The following is a 23,145-nucleotide window of genomic DNA, read 5'->3' as shown; positions in this document are numbered from 1 at the left end:
CACGCGTGGCGCGTCGGCCCAACCGGGCTTCATCTGCGAGAGTCATAGCCGCAAAAAACGGTCAAGAGACACCAATCGTGACGAAGATCGTGAAGATCGTGATGAAGATCGTGATGAAGGGCCTGGATCCATGCCTGCGAAGCGAGCCGTCGACCTGGCGGGCTGTCTGATTCTGCTGCTTCTCCTGTCTCCCCTGCTGCTCGCCGTCGCCGCCGCCGTCGCGACGACCTCCCCCGGCGGCATCCTGACCCGCCAGAACCGCACCGGCCTGGGCGGCCGGTCGTTTGCGATGCTGACGTTCCGTACGAAGCGGTCAGGCGATCTTGGCCCCACTCCCGTCGGACCGCTGCTGCGCCGCTACTTCCTGGACGACCTCCCGCAGCTGATCAATGTGGTGCGCGGCGAGATGTCCTTGGTCGGCCCGCGGCCGACGGGCCCGAACGACTCCGACCACGCGGACCGGGCGCGGCTCGGCGTACGCCCCGGAATCACCGGGCTGTGGCAGATCAGCGGCCGCTCGGAACTCCCCTGGGAGGAGATGGCAGTGCTCGATCTGCACTATGTGGAGCAACACTGGCTGGGACTGGACATGCTGATCCTGGCCCGCACCCTGCCGACCGCTCTCGCCGGACGCCGCGCGGCCCGCCCGGTCAGGCTTGCCTGAGCGACACAGATCACCGGCCGCCCGGCTACAGTGCGGCGGAATAAGTGGGTACCCTCAGCATCGAACTGAATAAGTTACCGCTTAGTAGTGCTGGATTCCCCACCTCGCAGGCCCGAGGAGCCCCCAATGCAACTCGCCGCGATCATCGTGTCGCTGGTCCTGACCGTGGTCGGCGTTGCGCTCATCGCCCGAGCAGTCGCGCAGATCTACCGGTTCGTCAGGCTCGGCCAGCCCGTGCCTGCGGGTAGCCGTACCGACAACCCGAAGCAGCGCACGATCACCCTGGTCAAGGAGTTCCTCGGCCACACCCGGATGAACCGGTGGGGGATCGTGGGCTTCGCCCACTGGTTCGTCGCCATCGGCTTCCTCACCCTGCCGCCCACCCTGGCGCAGGCATACGGCCAGCTCTTCCAGGCCGACTGGACGCTGCCCATCATCGGCGGCTTCCTGCCGTTCGAGATGTACATCGAGTTCATCGGTCTGATGACCGTCGTCGGCATCGTCATCCTGATGGCGATCCGGCTGCTGAACCTGCCGTCGCGGGCCGGCCGCAAGTCGCGCTTCGCGGGCTCCAAGGCCTGGCAGGCGTACTTCGTCGAGTACGTCATCCTCACCATCGGACTCGCGATCCTCGCCCTGCGCGGGCTCGAGGGCGCGATCCACCACGTGGAGCACTACGAGCCGGCGTACTTCGTCTCGTACCCCCTGGTCCTGGCCTTCGACGGCCTGAGCGTCTCCACGCTCCAGACGCTGATCTACTTCACCGCGATGATCAAGATCGGCACCTCGCTGATCTGGATGATCACGGTCTCGCTCAACACCAACATGGGTGTCGCCTGGCACCGCTTCCTCGGCTTCCCGAACATCTGGTTCAAGCGGAACGCGGACGGCTCGACGGCGCTGGGCGCGCTCCAGCCGATGACGAGCGGCGGCAAGGAGATCGACTTCGAGGACCCGGGCGAGGACGACGTCTTCGGCGTCTCCCAGGTCGAGCAGTTCTCCTGGAAGGGCATCCTCGACTTCTCCACGTGTACGGAGTGCGGCCGCTGCCAGTCGCAGTGCCCGGCCTGGAACACCGGAAAGCCCCTCTCGCCGAAGCTGCTGATCATGTCGCTGCGCGACCACGCGCACGCCAAGGCCCCGTATCTGCTGGCCGGCGGCGGCAAGACGATGGAGGGCGAGGAGAAGGCGTCCGAGGAGCAGCTGGCCGGTGTCCCGGCGGCGGCTCTCGCCGAGGCCGAGCGCCCGCTGATCGGGACGCTCGAGGAGAACGGCGTCATCGACCCGGACGTGCTGTGGTCCTGCACCACCTGCGGTGCATGCGTGGAGCAGTGCCCGGTCGACATCGAGCACATCGACCACATCGTCGACATGCGCCGCTACCAGGTGATGATCGAGTCCGCGTTCCCGTCCGAGGCGGGCACGATGCTCAAGAACCTGGAGAAGAAGGGCAACCCCTGGGGTCTCGCCAAGAAGCAGCGGGTGGAGTGGACCAAGGAGGTCGACTTCGAGGTCCCGATCGTCGGCAAGGACGTCGAGGACCTGTCCGAGGTCGACTATCTGTACTGGGTCGGCTGCGCGGGCGCTCTGGAGGACCGGGCGAAGAAGACCACCAAGGCCTTCGCGGAGCTGCTGCACATCGCGGGCGTGAAGTTCGCGATCATGGGCGGCGACGAGAAGTGCACGGGTGACTCGGCCCGCCGTCTTGGCAACGAGCCGCTGTTCCAGCAGCTCGGCCAGGAGAACGTGGCCATGCTGAACATGGCGTACGGAGAAGACGACGAAGACCCGTCGACGAAGAAGCCCAAGTCGTCGAAGAAGATCGTCGCGACCTGCCCGCACTGCTTCAACACGATCGCGAACGAATACCCGCAGCTGGGCGGCGAGTTCGAGGTCATCCACCACACGCAGCTGCTGCAGCACCTGATCGACGAGGGCAAGCTCATCCCCGTGACCCCCGTCGAGGGTCTGATCACGTACCACGACCCCTGCTACCTGGGCCGGCACAACAAGATCTACACGCCGCCGCGCGAGATCATGGACAAGGTCCCCGGGCTGCGTCAGCAGGAAATGCACCGTCACAAGGAGCGCGGCTTCTGCTGCGGCGCCGGTGGCGCGCGCATGTGGATGGAAGAGCGGATCGGCAAGCGCATCAACACCGAGCGCGTGGATGAGGCCCTGTCCCTCAACCCGGACATCGTGTCGACGGCGTGCCCGTTCTGCCTCGTCATGCTCACGGACTCCGTGAACGGCAAGAAGAACGACGGGGAGGCGAAGGAATCGCTCCAGGTCGTCGATGTGGCGCAGCTGCTGCTCGACTCGGTGCGTACGCCTCCGGCGGACCCTGCGAACGACGAGGAGCCGGCGGGCACGCCGGAGCCTGAACCAGTGAAGTAGCTCGTGCGTCTGTAAGTACAGGTAACCGGCCGGATCTGCCTCGGGGGCAGATCCGGCCGCTTCCGTGTTTCCAGGTGCGGGTTTACGTGGCACGCACCCCCTCCAGGGTTCCCCTAGGGGATGTCACAGCTCAGCCGCAAAGGCGCCCCCGTTCCCGGTCTCCTGCCACCCGGCGGACGCGGACCGGGTACGTTCGATTACGTGGCTGGATTCAGGATCGGACGCGGCCGGGACAACCGCACCTCGCAGCAGCAGCAACCGCAGCAGGCACCGCCGCCTTACAGAGGCGGCGGCGGCCATGCGGCACCGCCGTATGCGCAGCAGCAACCACCGCCGAACTGGCCCCAGGCGGGCGGCGGCGGCCATCAGCAACCCCGGGGCGCCCAAGGCCCGTACGGCGAACCGGAGTACTTCGGCGACCCGTACCAGCAGCACCCCGCCGCACCCGACCCGTACGCGGCCAACAACCCTGGTCACACCCAGGCGTTCAGCATCAACGAGGACCCGTACGCCAACGGCGCGACCTACCGCGCGGGCGCTGCCCCCGCGCCCGTCGGCCCGCGCCTGCACTGGAAGCAGCTGCTGAGCGGCATCGTGCTGCGCCCGGGCCCGACGTTCTGGCAGATGCGCGACTACCCCGTGTGGGGCCCAGCGCTGATCGTCACGTTCCTGTACGGCCTGCTCGCGCTGTTCGGCTTCGACAAGGCCCGCGAGGAGACGATCAACGCGACGATCTCCACGGCCATCCCGTACGTACTGACGACGGCGGTCGCGTTCGTCATAGGCGGCATGATCCTGGGCGCGGTGACCCACACCCTGGCCCGCCAGCTCGGTGGCGACGGCGCATGGCAGCCGACGGTCGGCCTCTCCATGCTGATCATGTCGATCACGGACGCCCCGCGCCTGATCTTCGCCCTCTTCCTGGGCGGCGAGAACTCCCTGGTGCAGGGGCTGGGCTGGGCGACATGGCTGGCGGCGGGCGCGCTGTTCACCTCGATGGTGAGCAAGTCGCACGATCTGCCGTGGCCGAAGGCGCTGGGTGCGTCGGCAATCCAGCTGATCGCGCTGCTGTCGATCATCAAGCTGGGCACGATCTGACCTGTACGACCGTGAAGGCCCCTACCGCGCCGGTAGGGGCCTTCTTCGTAGGCATGGCGTGCCCGGGGCAGTCAGGGGGCCCTCAGGGGCAGTCAGGGCCGGTCAGGCGTCCAGAACCTGCCCGGATCGCTGCACGACAGGCTTCTCTACGCTCCAGGCATCGTTTACCGGATGACGGTGGTGAGCTCAGCTGCCGTCCAGCGGATAGCCTCCGCTATCGCCAAACGGGCTCGATCAGACTCGGGTCGAATTTCCGCTTACCCCTGCCGGCAGGGTGGATGAGAACGGCAGACAGGCTGTGCCTAATGATGGCCTGCTGTTGTTCGACAGGGAGGGCCCGAAAGTCCTCAGCGGTCTCGGCGGTGAGCGCTTCCGCCTGCCGCTGCTCTCTATGAAATCGGGCCCGCTCCAGCCTCAGTTCGTCGCGCTGCCGCTCCAGATCAGGTAATAGCTGGAGCAGCGTCGAGACGGTGATCCGCCTGCTCTTCGCGGCCTGCGTCAGCTGCAGGATGTCCGACTCGACAGCCGCGAGCTCGTCTGCCTTGGCCCAACTGGCAACGCTCTCGGCACCGCTCCGGGCCGCCTGTTGTTGCTGCTCAGCAAGGACCAGGCTGACGATGAAATCGTCCACCGGTTCTCCAACGCGGCCGACCTTCCCACAGCCACCGTTCACGACAGAGCAGTGATACGTGTACTTCGCTGCCTTGGACCCGGGCTTCCAACGAAGGTTGTTCTGTCCGCGAACCTTGTTGTGACACAACCCGCATCGCGCGATTCCAGAGAGCAAGTACTTTCGAGCGAAGCTCCTATGGCCTGCCGGGGCCTTGTGCTCCGCCACGGCCGCGCAGACCGCTTCCCACTCCTCGACAGTATTGATTGTTTCCCACTCGCCAATCACCGGTTGGCCCTCATCATTGAACAGGATCTCGCCGTGGTAGGTCCTGTATCCGCACAGACGAGGGCTGGTGAGCATGTGCTCGACATGGTGATGAGAGACGCGCTGTGTTCCGTTCCGTGGGTTGCCAAGCCCACGCTTTTCCCAATCCCGGCGGATAGTGCTGATGCGGACTCCCGCTAGAACCTGCCGCTGAGCCTCCCGGATGTGCTCGGCCGCTTCTGTGTCTACCTTCGTGCCGCCCTTCAGCCAGCCGTAGGGTGCGGGGCCACCGCTCGACTTGCCTTGCCGGGCCAACTCAAGGTGCTTGCGCCGAATCCGGCGGGAGGCATCGTGCGAGGACTTGTTGGCGAACGCGACCATGACCCGGGCCATGGTTCGCCCGTCGGCAGTCGAGAGGTTCACGTCGTTGGTCACCGTGGCGAACACGAGCCGCCTGCGCCCGTCGTAGAGGTCGATGAGCCTCTCAAGGTCCTTCGGCTGCCGAGCGAGACGATCGAGGTCGTACGCGACAACTCCGTCGATCAGTCCGGCAGCCATGTCACTGAGGATCAGCTCGAACTCCGCCCGCCGAACGTTGCGCTTGTAGGCGGACACATCGTTGTCCTCATAGATCCTGACGATGTTCCACCCACGCAGCTCGGCAAGTCGCTCGCAGTCCTCTCGCTGTCGTGCAACACCGAGACCATCGCCTTCGTCGTCCCTGGAGATCCGCGTATAGATGGCGACCTTGGGGGCCATGCTGTTTGCCTCCTGTGGGGTCACCCGCGGCCGTGAAGGACCAGGAGTCGGCGCACCCAGTCCTCATCCCTTGTCGGGGCACGGCGAAGGTGCTTCGAAATCCACTCCTCTTTGGTCATCACCGCGTCCTTATGAGGCTCCTGCTCAGCAGTTCGAGGCATGCAGCTCACCCCCTCTCCGGTCGGCCAGGGCTTCTCGGGCGGTTTCTCGGTTGATGCGGATGTCTTCGGCGATGGAGGCGGCGAGGGCGGATTCGCCGGGTGTGTGGCCGTGGCCCTCGTAGCGCCAGTCGGCGAGCACGAGCGTGGTATCGGGCTCGGGCAGGCCGAGCGCTTGGCGCTGTTCGGTAGCGCGGTAGTCGGCACGGACCTGACGACGCTCAGCGAACGTCGAGGAGTAGCGGCGGGACTTGGTCAAGAAGTGGCCGCGGAAGCCGAGCATGTGAGCCCAGGCCCAGAGCTTGCGTTCCGGGTAGAGCGGATCGAGATCCCAGCACGCGCGGATGAGCCGCCGGGCATGGTCGGGTACGCGGTGCTGGTCCAGTTCGGCGAGTTCGCCGATACGCCGGTCCAAGCTGCCCGTGGTCTCGGCTGCCTTGGTGGCGTACTTGGCGATGTAGGCGGCGACCTTCTGCTCGGTGATGTCGTCGCTGTCGAACGCCGTGATGGGCCGGACGTCGAACTTCTCGCCCCAGCACAGCGTGCGAGCGGACTGCCCCTCGACAGCGGGCACCGTCACGGTGGTGTAGGGATGCTTCCTGGCGTCGCGGAGCGCGTCGGTGAGCAAGTCGAGCGTGGCCCAGGCCGGCGGTTCGCTGTCGGGGCCTTCGGGTCCGTCGAGACGGATCACAGCGTGGAAGTGGATCCCGCCTCGGTTCTGGAACTCGGCGACCTTCCCGTACGAGATCCGGACCGCAGCTGCGAGCTCGCGCTGGGTCAGTCCGGCACGTGCGGCGATCTCACGGCGCAGCCGGTTGATGAACCGGTGCCACAGCTCCCCCGCATGGTTGTTGAACAGCACCGCGCCCGCGTAGTCATACGTCTCCGGGTTAAGGGCGGTGCCCAGGGCGGGATCGTCCTCGGCGTGCCGTGTCCCGCAGCGGCAGCGGCCGGAGTCGGGAATGTTGTGCACGCGACCGAACGACGGTGGGGTGAGTGTGGCGAAGACGCGGGGGCGCTCGCGCACGGCAGGGGGGATGTTCATGGCGTCGTCGCCAGCCAGGCCCGCACGGACAAGGCGGTAGGCGTCACCGGCATAGAGGTAGGCGCAGGGCTCGCAGCGGGAGGCGCGGCGGTTGCCGCAGGCGATCCGCAGCCGGCCACCGGGCTCATCCTGCGTCGAGTAGGTGTGCAGGACCTGCCCGGTGGTCTTGTCGCGGGTCAGGGACCAGCCGGTGAGATGGATGGGCTGTGCGCACCCACCGGTCCTCTTGATCTGGTCTTGCCAGCGGGCGAAGTCGGGGGCCGAAGCCACCCTGAGCAAATCGCCCAGGGTGGTCGGGTCCAGCGTGTCAGCCACGGGCAGCCCCCAGCGCGTCGGCGAGGAGCGGTGCGGCGAGCAGGCCGGGCGGCGGGGTCCACAGACCTCGGGCGCCGGGCCAGGACAGCGGCGCGGCGAGCGGGGTCACTGTGGACAGTCGCCAGTGGTAGCGGCCCCGGGCGGACCAGAGCGTGCACCAGCCGTCATCTGTATGGCAGCCCTCCAGGCGGGCGACGGCGACGATCGCGCCGCGCGGGTAGGGGCGGCGTAGGAATGGCCGGGCCAGCGGGGCGTCATGGGCGTTGGGGTCGGTGGTGCGTCCGGCGTGGATGAGGACCAGGCCACAGTGATCGGTCGGCCAGGTGCGGTTCTCGATCCGCTTGGTGCCGTAGGCGATCGCGCTCGCCCAGGGCTGCCACACGGTCAACGCCGGGACCGGGGCAGTGTCGAGTTCGGGGCGCATCAGAGCACCTCCAGCAGGGCGGTGGCGATCCATTGGGCGACGTTGGCGGGTACGGCGTTTCCGGCCTGCTTGGTCTGCTCTCCCCCGTGGCCCAGGACGGTGTAGTCGTCGGTGAAGCGCTGGGCGCGCAGGTGCTCGCGGGCGGACAGCATCCGGAAGTAGCAGTCCTCCGGATCGATCTGCTCGGGTGTGCTGTCGGCTCCGAGCACCACGCCGGCCGACTCGCGGGTGGCGATGGTGTGCAGCGGAACCTCGGTCGTGGTCGGCCCGCCTCTGCGGTAGGGGATGACCAGGCCGTGGTGGTTGCCTCCGGCAGTGATCGCGGCCAGCGGGTCACTGACTCCCCGGGTGGTGGAGCCGCCGCCGCGGTGCTCGGTGATGAACGGAGCGGGCAGCAGCAGGGCTTCGCTCTCGCGGGTGGTGCGGGTCCGCATGGGCACGGTGACGGCAGCGGCGTCCGTGTTCCAGCTGCCGCCGGTGGGGACCAGCATCGGCGGGATGGCGATGCCGTCGCCGATCCGTACCGTGCGCGTGGGCAGCGGTGCGGCGAGTGCGGGGAACGCGCGGCCGTCGCCCTGGTCTTTGTGGTTGACCGTGACCACGGACGGTACCCGGTGCTTCTCCAGTCCGAGGCGGATCTTGCGGAGGGTGGAGGCGGCCAGCGGCTTCATGCCCTTGGTGTGCCGCTCCCCGATCCGGATACCGGGATCGGCCCAGTTGATCGCGCTGGCAGCGGGCCGCACGTACGGCTCCACGATCCGGTAGCGGCAGGCGGCGTTGGGGCACCGGAAGTCGTACTGCTGCCGGTACTTGCCGATCTTCCGGCCGTTACGCCAGGACTGGACGGCCAGCACGTCCTGTTCGCAGGCCGCGCACCATGCGGGCGGGCGGACATCGAGGTTCGGTGCCCGCAGCTCCCGGCGGGTGAAGACGATGAAGATGCGGTCCCGCCACTGCGGGGCGTGCGGGTTGTCGTCGGCGCCGATGTGGGCTGCGGTGACCGAGACGATCTGGTGGCGGAAGCCGAGGATCTCCCAGGCGTGCAGCCACCAGGAGAACAGCGGCCAGGCGGTGGCGAAGCGGGGGACGTTCTCACACACGACAGCGTCGAAGTTGTGGACCTCGGCAGCGCGCAGGATGTCGTATGCGGTGGCCCGGGTCCGCTCCCACGCGGCGTCCTGCATCGGCCCTTCCTCCAGCAGATCCAGCTGACCGGGGGTGGGCGGCGGCTTGGGGCGGCTGATGCCGTCAGCGGGGCTGCCCTCGGTGCAGATCGGCGAGCCGACCAGGACACGGGCCTTGGGCAGACGCCGCATGTCGTAGTGGTCCAGATCCACGCAGAGGTGCTCGGCCTCGGGGAAGTTGGCCGCATGCGTCTCGATGGCCCGAGCCCAGTGATTGGCACCCAGCACCACATCGAACCCGGCCCGGCGGAACCCGTCGGAGTCCCCACCGGCACCGCAGAACAGATGGATGGACGTCGGCCGGGAAGTAGCGGATCGGCGCATCACCGGCCTGCCTCCCGCCCGGAGGAGGTCACACCGAGCTGGCCGACAGCCGGGCGGCGCGAGGTGACGAGCCAGAGAGGAGCGGTGCCGGTGCCGTGGCAGGCCGGGCAGTGCGCGGTGATGGTGCGCAGGTGTCCGGAGCGGTCGCGGCCGCCGAGGGTAACGGCGACGGACGGGAAGCCGTCGCAGTCCGGGCAGATCCGGGCAGCGCGGTCGGGCATCATGGGAGTCCCTTCCGGTTGTGAGATCGGGTAGGGGCACGGCTCTCGGAGCGGGCGGAAACTTGGCGGTTGAAAACCGCTCCGGGGCCGGTCAGCGTGTGGTGCGTTTGCGGTCTGCTTTGGGCGTCTTGATGGCAAGGGTGATGAGCCCGCCGCCGCCGATCAGGGTGGGAATCGCGGTCTTGACCGCTGCGGCGGTGGTGGCGGCGACCTGGACCAGGGACAGCACGGCCACGGTGGTGATGTAGACCAGCCCGCACAGGCCGACTGTGGCGACCAGGACCAGGAGCACCGGCCCTGTCCATGAGCGGGGCGCGGTGTGGACGATGACCACGGATCGGGGGTCGGTGCCCGGGGGGATCAGGTCGGCGGGGACGTGGCCGCTTCGGAGCTGTGCGTCGGGGCGGATCACGGTGGTTCTCCCTTCCGGTCAGGTCACTTGGTGGTGCCGTTGACGACGTCGACACCGGCCTTGGTGCCGGACTCGATCGCCGGGGCCAGGAATGTGTCGGCGAGCAGGAAGCCGCCGAGGAGGAGCACGACGATCAGCCAGGTCGGCGGGCGCATGATCTTGATTCCGAAGTAGCCGAAGATGGCGATCACGGCGATCAGCGGCAGTTCGACGTTCACAGCCGGTCAGTCCTTTCCGGTGAGCTGGAGAGCGAGGGCATCGGCCATCGGGCCGGGAACGCCGAGACGGACGCGCAGGGTGTCGGCGTCGATCGGATCGCCGGTGGCGGTTCGGTGCGCGTCGGCGACCTTCCGGGCGTGCGCGACGAGCGCGGCAGGCACCGGGGAGGCGGGCGGCAGCGCCGGAACCGAACCAGCAACAGGTTCGGGCTCGGGTGCCGGGACCTGGGCGGGTGCGTCGCGGGTGAGCGCGACATCCGCAGCCGGTTCGGGAACCGGGGCCGGGACCGGGGTCGTGTCGGTGGCCTGGTGGGCGGGAGTGTGGACGAGCAGGGTGCCGCCGAGGAAGGCGAGGGCGGGCCAGCCGGCCACCAGGATCCGCAGCCAGGCGGGCACGGCGTTGAGGTCGAGCAGTCCCGCGGTGGCGACGTTTGCGCCGAGCGATGCGGCGAGCGCGACGGCGAACCAGCTCCACGCCGCACGCGCGGGCTCACCGGCAGCGCGGAGGATCCGCAGACGTCGCCAGGCCGCGACCAGCAGCAGGTCCACGCTGATCGGGTAGGCCCAGGCTTTCCAGCCGTCCTGTCCGGCGGCGACGGCGATGTCGTGCAGGTGGGCGAAGGACAGCGCACCGGCGATCACGGCTTGCACCAGCACGGCATCCAGGCGGATCGATCGGGCCACGGGTCTTCACCTCCTTGGGTGTTGGGCCGGGACCGGGCGGGGCTCATGCGTCCAGCCGCCCAGCCACCGGCGGGATCAGTCGGTCGGGGCTTGGCAGGTGCCGAAGCAGGTCAGGCACAGGGCTTCCTGCCGGTCCGAGCTCTCGCGCTTGCTGCGAGCGCCGATCTTGAAGGACTCGGAGATCTGACCGGTCTGGCAGTCCGGACACGGCGTGGGCTTGGGCTTGGCCGGGCGGCGAGAGCGCTTGGCAGCGGTCACGCTTTTCTCCCTTCGGGCATGGCGGGGGTAGGGACCTGGCGCGAGACGGTCACGCCGACCGGGATGGGACAGCGATGCTAGAGCGCGCTGGGGGCTTCGACCGGTGCACGGGTGGAGTTCTGCATCGGAATGACCGCCTGCGGGCGGAACGGCTCCAGGGTCGGGATGCGCGGGGTCAGGTGCGCGAACCGGTAGCAGAGGCCGGAGACTTCACCCAGCGAGGTCTTCGGGGTGCGGATGCGCGTCCAGTACCCCGAGGAGTCCCCGGCGATCGCGGTTCCGGCCCGCTCGGGGCTGATGCTGGTGGCAGCGAGTACGGCGAGTTCGTTGACGTCGCCCAGGCCCATGTCGGCGGTCTGCTTGTCGTTGCAGCGATGGACCACCCGGTTGGAGAGCTGAGCGCGCAGGGCGGTTGCGCCCTTGCCGAGTTCGGAGCCGAAGCGCTGACCGCACACCTCCAGATAGATCCCCACCGCACGGGCCAGCTGTGCCAGCCGCACCAGCTGCGTCACCATGCGATCCCGCCGCGCCGTGTCCTCCCGGGTGGTGATCAGGAAGAGTTCCGCGATCTCGTCGATCAGGATCACGATCGGCACCGGCCGCAGGTTCTTGGGCAGGCCCCAGATGTCAGAGGTGATGTCCTCCAGCGGCGTTGCGGAATCGATGCCCTGGTACAGGCACAGCAGGTCGAAGCGGGATTCCATCTCCTCGATCAGCGCATCGAGCAGCCCATCGGCCTGGTCGGGGGTGATGGCCAGCGCGGTCAGGCGCGGGGCGAACGGGGCCTGTTCGACGCCGCGTTTGCAGTCGATGCCGACCAGCGCGACCTCCTGCTTCGCCAGGTCCTTGATCAGGCAGCGCTGATACATGGACTTGCCCGAGTAGTTCGCGCCCAGGGTCAGGCCGTGCGGCTTGGCCTGGTAGTCGCGGACGTACGGCCGGCCGTCCTCACACACGGCCACGGTCGCCGACAGCGGACCCGCAGCCAGACGGCGCGGCATGCGTACCCGGTCGAGGACATCGAAGCCGGTGAGCCGCAGCTCCACCACACCCGGCTTGATCTCAGCGACGTGCACCGAGTACACGCCCCAGGCGTGCCGCAGCCGCTCGGCAGACTTGACCACATCGTCCGGAGCAAGCCCCGCAGCCAGCCGCAGCCGAATCCGCAGACCCGTATTGGTGGGGCGGATCCCCCGCACCTTCGGAATCCCGGGGCGCGCCTGCTGCTCACCAGCGGACAGTTTGCGAGCGAAGACCTTCCACCACGGCGGAGCGACCGTCAGCTCACACGCCTCCATCGTCTGCCGGTAGGACGAGAACACCCGGTACAGCGCGGCCGGAAAACCGAACAGCACCCAGTACACGGCCGGAGCCTTGACCCGAACGATCAGCGCGAAGACCACTAACGCGCCTATGAACAGCAGCAGTTCGACCATGACGATCAGACCTTGCCGTTCGCAGCCGCCGGAACCTCTGCGGCCATCACCGCGGTTGCCTTGAAGCTGATGCCGTGCCCGAAGTCGTTCTCCCACGGGGTCGCGAACAGGCCGGGCAGAGCCACCGGCATGCCGGGGAACAGGTCCGGCTGAACACCGTCCTCGGTCACCACGACGGTCACCGCGTCCGGCCGGCCATCCACGACCACGGCCACGTTCACGTTGAACTGCACCTTGCCCGACTTGTCGGTCGCGACCTCACCGGTCTCCCGGTTCTTGACCTTCTTCTCCGGAGCCTGGATCAACATCACCGTCATGGCTTCGGTTTTCACGGGGATCCTGCGCATGTCTGTCTTACTCCTTGCTCGGAGGGTTGATCCAACTGGCAAGTAGCGCACGCCAGTTGAACTGGCTTGCACCAGTAGAACTGGCTCAAGCCAGTGACGTCAAGCCCTTGCGTGGAACTGGCTCAAGCCAGGACGTAAACTGGCGCCAGCCACTAGGAGAGGTAGTGATGACCGACCAGGCCGAAGATCGAAGGCCGCTGAGTCGACGGATTGCGGATCAACTCCGCAAAGAGATCGAAAGCGGGCAGCATGCGCCCGGAGCGAAGCTCCCGTCCCAGCGCAGGCTTGCGGAGCGGTTCGGGGCCGTCCGCAACACAGTCGACGAAGCCCTGAAGATCCTTGCCCAAGAAGGGCTGGTGGTCGCTGAGCATGGTCGGGGCGTGTTCGTTCGCGTGAAGCAGCCCCTCATTCGCCTGGGTAGCGATAGATACTCGCCGAAGTACCGCGAATCGGGACTGTCGCCGTTCCTTGTGGAGTGCGCGAAGCAGGGCAAAGTCGGAAGGTTCGAAGTCCTTGGCATCGAGCGCATCAAGCCAGACAAGGCCCTAGCGGACCAGCTCAAGGTCTCCGACAAGACCAAGTCCGTGGTGTGTCGAGAGAATGTGTTCTACGCGGATGCAGACCCCGTCTATCGCGTGACGACGTGGATCCCATGGCGCATCGCCCAGGGAACGGGCCTCCTTCAAGCGGAGGTCCCTCACCAGTACGGAATCCACGGAGTCTTCGAGGACAAGGGCCACGTGATGGCCCGTATCAGCGATGAGATCACGGCACGCATGCCCACACCGGACGAAGTCGGATACCTGAACCTGTCTCCCGGCGTGCCCGTCATCGAGGTGATGCACACCAGCATCGACCAGGACGGCGAACCCTACGAGGTGACCAGGTTCGTAATGCGCGCCGACATGAACGGACTCAGTTACAACATCCCGGTCGAATGAGAAGTCAGAGCAGAGGAGTTCGCCGTGAATGCTGACGCAACAACCGAGCCGAACGTGATCATCCGGACTCGCACTGACGAGGATCTCCCCGCTGCTGCCGCCGGGCTCGTGACAGTCCATGCCGCCGACGGCTACCCCGTAGAAGGTGTGGAGGACCCGCAGGGATGGCTGAGTCCGCCGGGGCTGCTCGAAGCGTGGGTAGCCGAGATGGCGGGACAAGTCGTCGGCCATGTCGCGGTCAGCCGGCCGCAGGGCGAAGAAGCCGTCTCGCTCTACCTGAAGCAAGCGCAGGTATCAGAGGGTCAAGTCGTCGTCCTTGCAAGGCTCTTCGTATTGCCACAGGCGCGAAGGAAGGCTGTCGGTGAAGGTCTCGCCCGGGAAGCCGCCTCGTACGCCCGAAGGCGTAACCTCGCTCTCGTCGGCGATGTCATGACCAAGGACGCTGCTGCGATCCGCCTCTACGAGCGGCTCGGCTGCCAGATCATCGGAAGCACCATCCACACCTACGGCGAAGGCCAACAGACATCCGCTCTCTGCTTCGTCGCACCCACCGACTGACCAGCAGCGCGAGCAATCAGCGGCGGCGCGGACAGAGTTTCCCTACGTCTATCAAGTGCTCGCTTCGCTCGCTGCCCGACCCGGGGTTCAGTCAGCGATCGAGGATCACTGCCAGCCGAGCCGCCACACGCAGCCCAGTCACACGGGACCGCCCTGTCCCATGCTCGCCATGCGCCCGAGTGGCCCCAGAAGGCTTCAAGAGACACCAGCGCACCAGGCCCGGGGGAAGAGGCGGACGCTCGGGAGAACACCACATTTGACGCATCGAACGTCTGCTTTCCCGGCCTCCTGAACTGCGGTAGCAGTCTGATCAGAGATCAGAGGGTGCCGCGCACAGCGCGGCGGCGCCGGCCGGACGCCGCCGCGCTTGCCCCTCCATGTCTACGCCACCGGGGCCGCACGTCGTCGCCCGCCCGCGCCCACAAGGGGGCGAAAATACCAGGCCGGGGGTGGGTCGGACGGCTCCACGGCTTTACCCACACTCCCCGATTCGGGTCCCGCGTCGAGCAAGACCAGGGGGCCACTCGGACACATTGCGGGCAGGGGACAAGCCTGCCCGAGTAGCTGGCAAGCGTACGGCCCCCTGATCATGCTCGACCCCAAACCGGGCAGGACACCGGCCAAAGCCGTTCCACCGACCTCACGCACATCTGACGACGGGGGCCGGGAGAGGCAACTCTTTCTGTCATCTCCAGTGACGCTCTGATCCTTCGCCGCTATCGTCAGTCATCGGGCGAGGCGCTGCATAAGCGCTGGGGGGCTGGTGATGCGCACGTGATCAAACTGATGGACCTGGCCGAGGATCCTCATAACCAGCTCCCCATGAACGCCATGAAAGAGCAGTTCAGCCTGGGTTTCGTCCGCATGATCGCTGCTGCGGCGGGTTGCTCAGTAAAAGATCACGCAACAGACTACGACGGCGTAGACATCACCGTTGTGTCATCGGCTCAGTACGCCATGTTCTATGCGCCGCAGTTTGAGCTTCAGGTGAAGTGCACGAACCGAACCGATCTTGTTCGTGACGCATACGTCAACTGGCGGATGGAAGCGGCCCCGTTTGAGAAGCTCACCAGGCCATCGCGGTACCTGAAGGCTTACCTGGGGGTTCTGGTGATCCCGGTTGGCGCCGGCCCGTGGTTGGAGCAGGACGAGACGCAGCTCCTATCGAAGAGCCGCATGTACTGGCAAGCTGCGAGTGAGCTTGGTTCTCTAGCTGACGGCAGGGACTCGATCACCGTGCGCTTGCCGCGACAGAACATGTTCGACGTGCCCCATCTCAAGGGCATCAGGTCACACAAAGAGAGGGAGCTTTATCTTCACGGTCGTGACACGTCTGGGCGATGAGCCGCTTAGCGACACAACCGAACCGGATCTCCCCTCGTTCTCACGTCGAGTCATGACCACTCTTGCAGGCGGACTTGAAGCGACACAGAAAATCACCGCAGCCCCGGAGCCTCTTCTTCTACCCGGGGAGCCTAGCGCGGTTGGCGTGAGCGCTAGTCTCGTCGAATCATTGGAGGATATGACGCAAGCCGTGGGGCTTCGCGAGTTGGACTTGTCCTTTGACTGGGCGAGAGTGGGCGAATTTCCGTCGGTCGGTCAAGAGCCGATTATCCTAAACCGAACACAAATGGAGAAGCTCCCTAGGGTGCGCGAACGGTTGGCTCGCCGCGAAGAGCCACCTCACCGGGAGACTCTTGTCGGCGCAGTTCGCACGCTTTCTCGTGAAGAGCTCACCGACGACGATGAGGTAGCAACGGTTGTTATCACCGCCGAGGTGCGCGGGCGTCTGCGGAACGTTCATATGGTGCTGTCCGCAGAGGACCATGAATGGGCGATCCTCGCCTATCGGAACAAGATTCCCATCACGGTCACAGGTGACCTCACGTACGCGCGCCGCGCGTGGAGGTTGATTGGGCAGGTCGAGCTGGACGCAGAATTTCTGCGCCATCGCTTCAGGCAGAATCCCGCGACGAGCTAATCTGACCGCCGAAGAAGAATTGTGCGCAGTTGGCGTGCGATCAGCTCGTCTTCTGAAGTGAGAGGTCGGATCGGCGCCTATCCGACTTCGTGGTGCGAGGTCGAGTACGCGTGTTACGCACACGGCTGGAGAATAGCGGCTGATATAAGCGTTCCGGTGATGGCAGTCCAGCCGCACTACTCCAGCTCCCGGAGCATCATGAACACCCCGAGTGTCACCAAGCAGCCGCAGCCGGCCACCGACTCGATCGATGCACCCGACCAAGACCGCGCCCCGGATGGAGCGGGGCCGCATCGTTTTGGATTCGCGTCCGTGAGTCCCGCCGTGCTCTATGCGCTGATCTCCTTCTACCTCTACCACGGCCTGTGGTCCAACCCGACAAGGAGCTATCTCACCCTCAGCGCCAACGACCAGACGCTCTACGAGTGGCTCTTCACCAAAGCCGCACACGACCTGGTGCACCTGACCAATCCGCTGTCCACCGGGCTGCTGAACGCCCCGGAGGGCGTCAACCTCATGGCGAATACCGCCATGCTCGGCCTGGCTCTCCCGCTCGCCCCCCTCACCCTCCTCGCCGGTGCGGGCGTGACGTGGACGCTGCTGATGACGGGTGGCCTCGCGGCCACGGCATTCTCCTGGTACTGGCTGGCCGCGAAATACGTGACCACCTCACGCACCGGCGCGCTACTCGCCGGCGGCTTCTGCGCCTTCGCACCCGCGATGGTCTCGCACGCCACCGCCCACCCCAACCTCACCGTGCAGTTCATGATCCCAGTGATCATCGACCGGCTGCTGCGACTGCGGCACAGCCAGAGTCTGCCGCGCGACGGTGCCGTTCTCGGACTGTTCATCACCTACCAGGTCTTCATCGGCGAAGAACTACTCTTCATCGCGGCCATCGGCATCGCGCTGTTCGCGCTCGGCTATGCGGCCGTCCATGGTGCACAGGCCAGCCGGTTCGCCGGCCCGCTCACCCGCGGCACGGCTGTCGCGGGAGGTGTCGCCCTGACGCTGCTGGCCTATCCCCTGGCCCATCAGTTCTTCGGGTCCCAGAGCTACCGACTGAAGCACGATTCGGCAAACGAGCCGGGAGCGTTTCTCGCCTTCCCCGGACAGTCACTCGCCGGAGATGCGAAGGCGGCCCTCGCCCTGGCCGGGAACAGCGTCACCGAGCAGAACTCCTTCCTCGGCTGGCCACTGCTGGTGATCGTCTGCGGGATCGTGATCTGGCTGCTGGACCGTCCCATGGTCAAGGTGTTCGCCGGCATGACGATCGCTGCCGCCGTGCTGTCCCTGGGCGCCCGGGGCCCGTGGTCACTGGTCGATTACCTCCCGCTGTTCCGGTCGATCGTCGAGGGGCGACTCGCCCTCATCTGCGTGGTCGGCATCGCCATGTTGCTCGCACTGGCCGTCGAGAGGCTCGCCGCACACCCGAATCAACGGGTACGCGACGCCGGGGCCCTGGCCCTGGCGTGCGCCCTGATGCCGATCGCACCAACTCCCTACCCCACCCACGAACGGGACGCGCCGCCGGCCTTCATCACCTCCGGACTCTGGAAGTCCTACGTACACCCCGGCCGCACACTGGTCCCCGTGCCCGTACCGGACAACGTCCGCGCAGGAACGATGCAATGGCAGATGCGCGCCAACATGGGCTTCGCCATTCCCGGCGGCTACTTCGTCGGTCCCATCGATAAGGACGGCAACGGCTGGTACGGACCGATCCTGCGCCCCACCGCGAAGCTCCTGCTCACCGTCTCCGACACCGGCCGCATCCCGGACATCGGACCCGAACAGCGACGCCAGGCCCGCAAGGATCTCGCCTACTGGCGGGCCGACGCAGTCGTACTCCCACCGCAGCCACACAAGCAGGAGCTGCAGACCACCGTGGACCGGCTCCTGGACGAGCGCGGAACGGAGCGCGCCGGCGTCCACGTGTGGAGAGTCTGACCGGCGCCATAGCGGACTGCCCCGGACTCCGCCGCTCCGATCATGTGTTTTAGAGTGAGCGCCGCCGCAGCACCGACAGGCGATGGAGGGGCGGGCCGGTGGCGTTCCTGACCGACGAGCAGCCGTCATGCCTTACGAGGGGCCATCTGCTCGGGCGTAGCCACACAACGGAATCCGGTGTCATCGTCATGCATTGTGTCGTTGGCGTCGTTGGAGATGGCAGGGGCGCCCCGAAATAGAGGGCTCGTGAAGGCACTACCTCTGAGTTCGTACCGGCCCGCGGTAGTCGCTGTTGCTAGCCACTCCCACACGTTGCCCACCATGTCGTAGACCCCGTACAGGGAAACGCCGCTGTGGTATCGGGAGACGGAAGTCGTTCCCTCCACCCCAGTCTCACGGACGTTGCACTTAGCGGCCGTTTTTTGGTCCCCCCACGGAAAGGTCCGGCCGGAGGTTCCACGCGCGGCCTTCTCCCACTGTTCGGCCGTCGGGAGCGACTTCCCTGCCCACGCGCGTACGCGTCCGCGTCTCGCCATGTCACGTGCACAGCCGGGTGGTCGTACAGTTCACGCGGACACCGGCCGTTCTGCCAATGTTCAGGCGCCGGATGCCGGGTAGCTGCGCAGAACCGCACCTTGGGCGAAGTCATAGAGCCGCGTCTAGCGGCGCTAGAGGCACAGGACGCCTTCCTTGATGCCGCAAACCAGGCCCTTGACAGCAACTTTTGACACCGTCCTTCAGCCCGAGCCGGCTGTGTTTCCCCAACTGCGGGTCCGATCACGTGAAAAGGATGGCGTACTCATTGAAGCGCCCCCTTCACGCTCTTGATGCAGAAGCCATCCGGCACTAGGGAATTTCGGCAAACAGAGCTTCCGCAGCCGTGTGCAATTCCGTGTCGTCTCGCTCATCACGCCATTGCACGAACTGCACTCTGCCCCCGTTAGCCTGGGCTGATTCAAGGGCGTCTTGAGCTCCTCGGGAGATTGGGACGTTGCTGATGATGATGGTCGGCGCAACAGTTCCCGATGCCCTGTGTGTCCGCTTCTGAATCAAGGACCTACTGACGCCTCGCGGAGATGCACCCTCCAAGAAGAGGGCATCGACGGATACGATCTTATCTATCGGTCGCAGTACATCAAAGTCAATCGGGCCGTGCTGGGGCCTGTCAGAGATGACGCAGTCTGGAAATAGCTGCATGAATCGTTGCTTGATGAGCCCTTCGTATGCGCGGGCCGACTGATACCTGAATGACTCATCGTTTGCTGCCCCTGGATCGATGGCCTGCAACACGTCCAGTGTTCTACGGGCCTCTTCTGGCGGGGCGTCACTTACGCTCGCCAAGATTTCACGGCGGCGCTTCTGGACAGCAAAACGCATCTGGGCTTCACCAAATCCGAGGCTATGAAGAGGATTCCCTCCAATCGTCAATACGATGAAGAGCGCCCCTGCCAGAATAAGTGCTACGCATCCCGCCTGATTTTCCGTCTTGAATACGGCGACGGTCCCCGCTCCGCAGAGAACGAAACCGATTGTCCCTGCGATAGTCCGGCTCCACGTAGAGAGAGGGGCAGGATCGCCTATTTCGTCTGCTTCTGGCGCGTCCGAGGAAGTCGTGTTCGACATGTTGATCACTCTAGGTGTGCATACGCGCCTTAGAGGACGAAACTCAATCTTTGAGCGGGAACATCATCTGCCTCCTCGGCCTCGATGCGGCGGGCATCCTCCACCTGCCTACGCACCCTTCGGGAGGTTGCTCAGCACTCAACTGCCCGCGCACGTGCGTCGGATGTCAGCGCTGGGCGGTGACTCGCCCAGGATGAGCAGTGGGCGGATCAGCGCCTAGCCTGCGGCCGTGTCCCCGAGCCGGAGCGCCGCAACGTCCCGGCCGAGGGCCCCTTCGTAAGTGCGCTGTCCTCGCAAAGGGTGCAACCCCCCAAAGCGCTGGGCGGCGGATGCGGAGGCTCGTGTCAGCCGCTGGAGGAGGTTATCCACGGGAGTCGACTCAAAACGAGGCAGTTCGATGGCATCGAAAGCTGCATCGCTGAGCGGGCGAGGCGGGTCGCTCCGCAGGACGGCGAGGCGTGGATCATCGGCGTTCGGCGTGAACAGCACCGACGTCGTCCAACTGCAGCCGGCCCATGCGCCACGGCCAGGCAGGAGATCGGTAATCACGACCCCGCCGAGGTGCCATTCGACGACGGCTGTGCACCATTCGTGATCGCCGATACGGTACGTCTGCATCCTCTCTACTCTGTTGAAGACCGCCTTGGTCGCCATCCATCCGAACATGCGAACGATTACGTTTTCGCCTCCGAGCCCAGCTGCGGCAGTGCATTCGAAGGACCCGTCCATCTGCTGGGCTGACTGCGTAATCGCTTCCAGGACCTTTGGGGACTTCAGGATGTCGACCACGAGTGCTTCGTCTGTCGAAGTCGGTTCCGCGAAGTGGGCAGCGACCTGATCCATGCTCGTCAAGTGCACGAACCGGCCTTCCGAGCTGGCGATGTCATCGCTCATGACAGCTGGGTACGAAGCCCCGTCGCCGAAGTCCTTGGTGTTCGCGCTGACGAAGTAGACCGTCTCTTCCGGGTGCTCACGCGCATACTCCGTCGCGGACAGCCAGATGGCAGCATCCCGGGCACCGGTCTTCTCACCCTTTGACGTCTTGCATGGGGGAAGGGAGTTGGCTTCCCGAAAGGCTGCTTGACGCAACGCCTCGTCGCTGGTCGGAATCGCCGCGACGACCTGGCCCCACTTGTCTCGCCAGTGGGCGCGAACGCTGTCTGGCTCACACTGGTCCAGCAACACCTCCAGTGGCCAAGGGGTGAACTGTCTCAAAGACTCAAGAGCCCTAGCTGCAGCTTCGTACTTTTCCTGGTACTTGATGGCCTGTTGAGCGGCTAGCTCCTCCATGACCATCCATGGGACTGCAACCTGCTGTGCGCCGACGGTCCGAATCGTGCGCAGGAGGTCTGCGCTGCTGCTCTCCGGGTTGAAAGACCGGAGGATGCTCGTGTCTAGGATGATCAACGGCTTGCCCCCATGCCCCTGCTGAAGTGATCTACAGGGTTCCAGGCCCTGCGCCCACGCGCACCCGGTTTCGAGGTCTGTCCACTCAGTCGCTTCTCAGTACGCCCAACTCCGGCAGGAAACGGGCGACGCCGCAACAGCGCCGCCGGTAGTTCGGGACGAGGGGCGCACACGTATCAGCGCAGGTCAGAGCGCTTCCTTCGACGGAGTGATCGGCTCGCCAGACTTACGTACTACAGGCAAGACACTCCAGGGGAAGTTGATCCACTCGTCGGTGCGCTTCCAGACGTACTCGCACTTGACCAGCGAGTGCGACTTCTCATAGATGACGGCACTGCGCACCTCGGCGACGTGGTCGACACAGAAGTCGTGTACGAGCTTCAGCGTCTTGCCGGTGTCGGCCACGTCGTCGGCGATGAGGACTTTCTTGTCCGAGAAGTCGATGGTGTTCGGTACGGGCGCGAGCATGACGGGCATTTCGAGCGTCGTACCGACTCCCGTGTAGAACTCCACATTCACCAGGTGGATGTTCTTGCAGTCCAGCGCATACGCCAGCCCACCGGCGACGAACACCCCGCCACGCGCGATGGAGAGGACGATGTCGGGCTCGTAGCCGTCGTCGGCGATGGCCTGAGCGAGCTCGCGGATCGCGCCGCCGAACTTCTCGTACGTCAGGTTCTCGCGGACATCACCCATGGCTCACACCTGCGTCCGGTGGAAGTTCATGAACGACCGCGAGGCCGTGGGCCCGCGCTGCCCCTGGTAGCGGGACCCGTAGCGCTCGCTCCCGTACGGGAACTCGGCCGGCGAGCTCAGCTTGAACATGCACAGCTGACCGATCTTCATCCCGGGCCAGAGCTTGATCGGCAGCGTCGCGAGATTCGACAGCTCGAGCGTGACGTGCCCCGAGAACCCGGGGTCGATGAAGCCTGCGGTCGAGTGCGTGACGAGCCCGAGCCGCCCGAGGCTGGACTTCCCCTCGAGCCGCGAGGCGAGGTCGTCAGGCAGCGAGATGACCTCGTACGTCGACGCCAGGACGAACTCGCCGGGGTGCAGGATGAACGGCTCGTCCCCTTCCGGCTCGACCCTCCTGGTCAGATCCGCCTGTTCCACAGCGGGGTCGATGTGCGGATAGCGGTGGTTCTCGAACACCCGGAAGTAGCGGTCGAGCCGCACATCGATGCTCGAGGGCTGCACCATGGATTCGTCGTACGGGTCGATGCGCACCCGTCCGGCGTCGATCTCGGCCCGGATGTCCTTGTCTGAGAGAAGCACGCCCCGAGGATACGCAGAGCGCGCGGGCCCACCCCAATCGGACAGCCCCACGCGCCCCCTGACCGCCGCGCTCCCTACCGCTTGACCGGCTCCACAGGCACGACATTCCGAAGCCGCGCACAACGCGGACACCGGATGAGCCGCCCGGGCCCGATCCGGTCGACGCCAAGCTGCTGCATCGGGAACGAAGCGGTAGTGAAGACGTGCCCCTCGGCACAGCGGACGACGGTGCGCTCCATCAAGTCCATCGAGTCCCTTCCCCAAGAATGCGGACGAACGCCCACATTAAGGGATCAACGGGACGCACCCACGAGCGGCACTCCGTCGCTCAAAGGTACGCCTCAACTCCCGCGCCCCGCAGCCACATCGGGCCACGGAAGAGCACAGAGGCCCCGCGGCGTCATTCGCCGGGGGCCTGCGATGAGGTAGAGTGTGCGCCGATGCGGTGCCGGTCGACGGCTCGCCGCGCGGGTGTAGTTTAATGGTAGAACATGAGCTTCCCAAGCTCAGAGCGCGGGTTCGATTCCCGTCACCCGCTCCATATGAAAGCCCCAGGCCAGCGGCCCGGGGCTTTGTTGTTGTCTAGACC

At 65.9% G+C, this 23,145-nt stretch carries 24 protein-coding genes, 1 tRNA gene and 1 pseudogene; 9 read left to right on the top strand and 17 right to left on the bottom strand.

Translation table 11 applies throughout. The annotated features are described in order from the left end of the window. Positions 1-130: 130 nt before the first annotated feature. From ACZ3H8_RS19380 to ACZ3H8_RS19370, 3 genes are all read left to right on the top strand, one after another. Complete coding sequence (locus ACZ3H8_RS19380; RefSeq protein WP_467403386.1) at positions 131-664, top strand: sugar transferase; 534 nt, start codon at positions 131-133, stop codon at positions 662-664. Between the two features lie 126 nt (positions 665-790). Then, positions 791-3,061 (top strand): heterodisulfide reductase-related iron-sulfur binding cluster, encoded by a 2,271-nt coding sequence (locus tag ACZ3H8_RS19375; protein ID WP_467403385.1) that lies wholly within the window; start codon positions 791-793, stop codon positions 3,059-3,061. 201 nt (positions 3,062-3,262) lie between these two features. After that, positions 3,263-4,159, top strand: coding sequence for a Yip1 family protein (locus tag ACZ3H8_RS19370; RefSeq protein WP_467403380.1), 897 nt, complete (start codon positions 3,263-3,265; stop codon positions 4,157-4,159). Between the two features lie 214 nt (positions 4,160-4,373). Here ACZ3H8_RS19370 and ACZ3H8_RS19365 read toward each other — a convergent pair whose 3' ends face one another. The 11 genes from ACZ3H8_RS19365 to ACZ3H8_RS19315 all read right to left on the bottom strand — a co-directional run bounded on the left by ACZ3H8_RS19365 (position 4,374) and on the right by ACZ3H8_RS19315 (position 12,821). Further along, entirely contained in the window at positions 4,374-5,795 is a 1,422-nt protein-coding gene (locus ACZ3H8_RS19365; protein ID WP_467403377.1) for a recombinase family protein, read from the bottom strand. A gap of 144 nt (positions 5,796-5,939) precedes the next feature. Beyond that, positions 5,940-7,313 (bottom strand): replication initiator protein RepSA, encoded by a 1,374-nt coding sequence (gene repSA, locus ACZ3H8_RS19360; RefSeq protein ID WP_467403375.1) that lies wholly within the window; start codon positions 7,311-7,313, stop codon positions 5,940-5,942. After that, a complete protein-coding gene (locus tag ACZ3H8_RS19355; RefSeq protein ID WP_467403372.1) occupies positions 7,306-7,737 on the bottom strand; it encodes an ASCH domain-containing protein in 432 nt (143 codons plus the stop codon). The genes repSA and ACZ3H8_RS19355 overlap by 8 nt, the downstream gene beginning before the upstream one ends. Continuing rightward, positions 7,737-9,245, bottom strand: a complete 1,509-nt coding sequence (locus ACZ3H8_RS19350; RefSeq protein ID WP_467403370.1) for a DNA cytosine methyltransferase — start codon at positions 9,243-9,245, stop codon at positions 7,737-7,739. Before ACZ3H8_RS19350 ends, ACZ3H8_RS19355 begins: the two co-directional genes overlap by 1 nt. After that, positions 9,245-9,469 (bottom strand): hypothetical protein, encoded by a 225-nt coding sequence (locus tag ACZ3H8_RS19345; RefSeq protein ID WP_467403368.1) that lies wholly within the window; start codon positions 9,467-9,469, stop codon positions 9,245-9,247. The genes ACZ3H8_RS19350 and ACZ3H8_RS19345 overlap by 1 nt, the downstream gene beginning before the upstream one ends. An 88-nt stretch (positions 9,470-9,557) precedes the next feature. Continuing rightward, the gene (locus ACZ3H8_RS19340; protein ID WP_467403366.1) at positions 9,558-9,878 is read right to left on the bottom strand and encodes a hypothetical protein; all 321 of its coding nucleotides are present in this window, start codon (positions 9,876-9,878) and stop codon (positions 9,558-9,560) included. A 23-nt stretch (positions 9,879-9,901) separates the two neighbouring features. Further along, the gene (locus ACZ3H8_RS19335) at positions 9,902-10,096 is read right to left on the bottom strand and encodes a hypothetical protein (protein ID WP_142213821.1); all 195 of its coding nucleotides are present in this window, start codon (positions 10,094-10,096) and stop codon (positions 9,902-9,904) included. Between the two features lie 6 nt (positions 10,097-10,102). Then, positions 10,103-10,780 (bottom strand): DUF2637 domain-containing protein, encoded by a 678-nt coding sequence (locus ACZ3H8_RS19330; RefSeq protein ID WP_467403364.1) that lies wholly within the window; start codon positions 10,778-10,780, stop codon positions 10,103-10,105. A gap of 75 nt (positions 10,781-10,855) precedes the next feature. Next, on the bottom strand, positions 10,856-11,038 hold the full coding sequence (locus ACZ3H8_RS19325; protein ID WP_467403362.1) for a hypothetical protein: 183 nt from the start codon (positions 11,036-11,038) through the stop codon (positions 10,856-10,858). 77 nt (positions 11,039-11,115) lie between these two features. Next, positions 11,116-12,474, bottom strand: a complete 1,359-nt coding sequence (locus ACZ3H8_RS19320) for an FtsK/SpoIIIE domain-containing protein (protein ID WP_467403359.1) — start codon at positions 12,472-12,474, stop codon at positions 11,116-11,118. Positions 12,475-12,479: 5 nt separating this feature from the next. Beyond that, positions 12,480-12,821: an SCO3933 family regulatory protein gene (locus ACZ3H8_RS19315; RefSeq protein ID WP_467403356.1), complete on the bottom strand. Its 342-nt coding sequence runs from the start codon at positions 12,819-12,821 to the stop codon at positions 12,480-12,482. Between the two features lie 167 nt (positions 12,822-12,988). Between ACZ3H8_RS19315 and ACZ3H8_RS19310 the strand changes: the two genes are divergently transcribed. The 5 genes from ACZ3H8_RS19310 to ACZ3H8_RS19290 all read left to right on the top strand — a co-directional run bounded on the left by ACZ3H8_RS19310 (position 12,989) and on the right by ACZ3H8_RS19290 (position 18,251). Further along, on the top strand, positions 12,989-13,762 hold the full coding sequence (locus tag ACZ3H8_RS19310) for a GntR family transcriptional regulator (protein WP_467403353.1): 774 nt from the start codon (positions 12,989-12,991) through the stop codon (positions 13,760-13,762). 24 nt (positions 13,763-13,786) lie between these two features. Beyond that, positions 13,787-14,320, top strand: a complete 534-nt coding sequence (locus ACZ3H8_RS19305) for a GNAT family N-acetyltransferase (RefSeq protein ID WP_467403351.1) — start codon at positions 13,787-13,789, stop codon at positions 14,318-14,320. A 774-nt stretch (positions 14,321-15,094) separates the two neighbouring features. Further along, a complete protein-coding gene (locus tag ACZ3H8_RS19300) occupies positions 15,095-15,664 on the top strand; it encodes a DUF4365 domain-containing protein (RefSeq protein ID WP_467403348.1) in 570 nt (189 codons plus the stop codon). Between the two features lie 52 nt (positions 15,665-15,716). Beyond that, the gene (locus tag ACZ3H8_RS19295) at positions 15,717-16,301 is read left to right on the top strand and encodes a hypothetical protein (RefSeq protein ID WP_467403345.1); all 585 of its coding nucleotides are present in this window, start codon (positions 15,717-15,719) and stop codon (positions 16,299-16,301) included. 159 nt (positions 16,302-16,460) lie between these two features. Further along, positions 16,461-18,251 (top strand): glycosyltransferase family 2 protein, encoded by a 1,791-nt coding sequence (locus ACZ3H8_RS19290; RefSeq protein WP_467403342.1) that lies wholly within the window; start codon positions 16,461-16,463, stop codon positions 18,249-18,251. 125 nt (positions 18,252-18,376) lie between these two features. Here ACZ3H8_RS19290 and ACZ3H8_RS19285 read toward each other — a convergent pair whose 3' ends face one another. The 6 genes and pseudogenes from ACZ3H8_RS19285 to dcd all read right to left on the bottom strand — a co-directional run bounded on the left by ACZ3H8_RS19285 (position 18,377) and on the right by dcd (position 22,556). After that, positions 18,377-18,787: a formylglycine-generating enzyme family protein gene (locus ACZ3H8_RS19285; protein WP_467403340.1), complete on the bottom strand. Its 411-nt coding sequence runs from the start codon at positions 18,785-18,787 to the stop codon at positions 18,377-18,379. A 29-nt stretch (positions 18,788-18,816) separates the two neighbouring features. Continuing rightward, positions 18,817-18,900: pseudogene (locus tag ACZ3H8_RS19280) on the bottom strand (hypothetical protein); the annotation flags it as partial. Positions 18,901-19,097: 197 nt separating this feature from the next. Further along, on the bottom strand, positions 19,098-19,874 hold the full coding sequence (locus ACZ3H8_RS19275) for a hypothetical protein (RefSeq protein ID WP_467403338.1): 777 nt from the start codon (positions 19,872-19,874) through the stop codon (positions 19,098-19,100). A gap of 216 nt (positions 19,875-20,090) precedes the next feature. Beyond that, on the bottom strand, positions 20,091-21,281 hold the full coding sequence (locus tag ACZ3H8_RS19270; RefSeq protein ID WP_467403335.1) for a PIN domain-containing protein: 1,191 nt from the start codon (positions 21,279-21,281) through the stop codon (positions 20,091-20,093). Positions 21,282-21,467: 186 nt separating this feature from the next. Continuing rightward, positions 21,468-21,977 carry a phosphoribosyltransferase gene (locus ACZ3H8_RS19265; RefSeq protein ID WP_467403333.1) on the bottom strand — a complete coding sequence of 170 codons (510 nt, stop codon included), beginning with the start codon at positions 21,975-21,977 and terminating at the stop codon, positions 21,468-21,470. Positions 21,978-21,980: 3 nt separating this feature from the next. Further along, the gene (gene dcd, locus ACZ3H8_RS19260; RefSeq protein WP_307662108.1) at positions 21,981-22,556 is read right to left on the bottom strand and encodes a dCTP deaminase; all 576 of its coding nucleotides are present in this window, start codon (positions 22,554-22,556) and stop codon (positions 21,981-21,983) included. Between the two features lie 467 nt (positions 22,557-23,023). Here dcd and ACZ3H8_RS19255 point away from each other — a divergent pair. After that, a tRNA-Gly gene (locus tag ACZ3H8_RS19255) sits at positions 23,024-23,097 on the top strand. Positions 23,098-23,145: the final 48 nt, after the last annotated feature.

It is taken from the genome of Streptomyces sp. NPDC002868 (assembly GCF_055563295.1).
The sequence above is the reverse complement of the archived record's forward strand: the minus strand, read 5'-3'. Positions and strand labels throughout refer to the sequence as shown.

What these genes read in the sequence shown, in the direction of transcription:
- ACZ3H8_RS19380 (WP_467403386.1), top strand. Translation starts at nt 131, where the DNA reads ATGCCTGCGAAGCGAGCCGTCGACCTGGCGGGCTGTCTGATTCTGCTG.
- ACZ3H8_RS19365 (WP_467403377.1), bottom strand. Translation starts at nt 5,795, where the DNA reads ATGGCCCCCAAGGTCGCCATCTATACGCGGATCTCCAGGGACGACGAA.
- ACZ3H8_RS19350 (WP_467403370.1), bottom strand. Translation starts at nt 9,245, where the DNA reads ATGCGCCGATCCGCTACTTCCCGGCCGACGTCCATCCATCTGTTCTGC.
- ACZ3H8_RS19315 (WP_467403356.1), bottom strand. Translation starts at nt 12,821, where the DNA reads ATGCGCAGGATCCCCGTGAAAACCGAAGCCATGACGGTGATGTTGATC.
- ACZ3H8_RS19285 (WP_467403340.1), bottom strand. Translation starts at nt 18,787, where the DNA reads ATGGCGAGACGCGGACGCGTACGCGCGTGGGCAGGGAAGTCGCTCCCG.
- ACZ3H8_RS19355 (WP_467403372.1), bottom strand. Translation starts at nt 7,737, where the DNA reads ATGCGCCCCGAACTCGACACTGCCCCGGTCCCGGCGTTGACCGTGTGG.
- ACZ3H8_RS19310 (WP_467403353.1), top strand. Translation starts at nt 12,989, where the DNA reads ATGACCGACCAGGCCGAAGATCGAAGGCCGCTGAGTCGACGGATTGCG.
- ACZ3H8_RS19320 (WP_467403359.1), bottom strand. Translation starts at nt 12,474, where the DNA reads ATGGTCGAACTGCTGCTGTTCATAGGCGCGTTAGTGGTCTTCGCGCTG.
- ACZ3H8_RS19345 (WP_467403368.1), bottom strand. Translation starts at nt 9,469, where the DNA reads ATGATGCCCGACCGCGCTGCCCGGATCTGCCCGGACTGCGACGGCTTC.
- ACZ3H8_RS19295 (WP_467403345.1), top strand. Translation starts at nt 15,717, where the DNA reads ATGACCACTCTTGCAGGCGGACTTGAAGCGACACAGAAAATCACCGCA.
- ACZ3H8_RS19275 (WP_467403338.1), bottom strand. Translation starts at nt 19,874, where the DNA reads ATGTCGAACACGACTTCCTCGGACGCGCCAGAAGCAGACGAAATAGGC.
- ACZ3H8_RS19265 (WP_467403333.1), bottom strand. Translation starts at nt 21,977, where the DNA reads ATGGGTGATGTCCGCGAGAACCTGACGTACGAGAAGTTCGGCGGCGCG.
- ACZ3H8_RS19290 (WP_467403342.1), top strand. Translation starts at nt 16,461, where the DNA reads ATGGCAGTCCAGCCGCACTACTCCAGCTCCCGGAGCATCATGAACACC.
- ACZ3H8_RS19375 (WP_467403385.1), top strand. Translation starts at nt 791, where the DNA reads ATGCAACTCGCCGCGATCATCGTGTCGCTGGTCCTGACCGTGGTCGGC.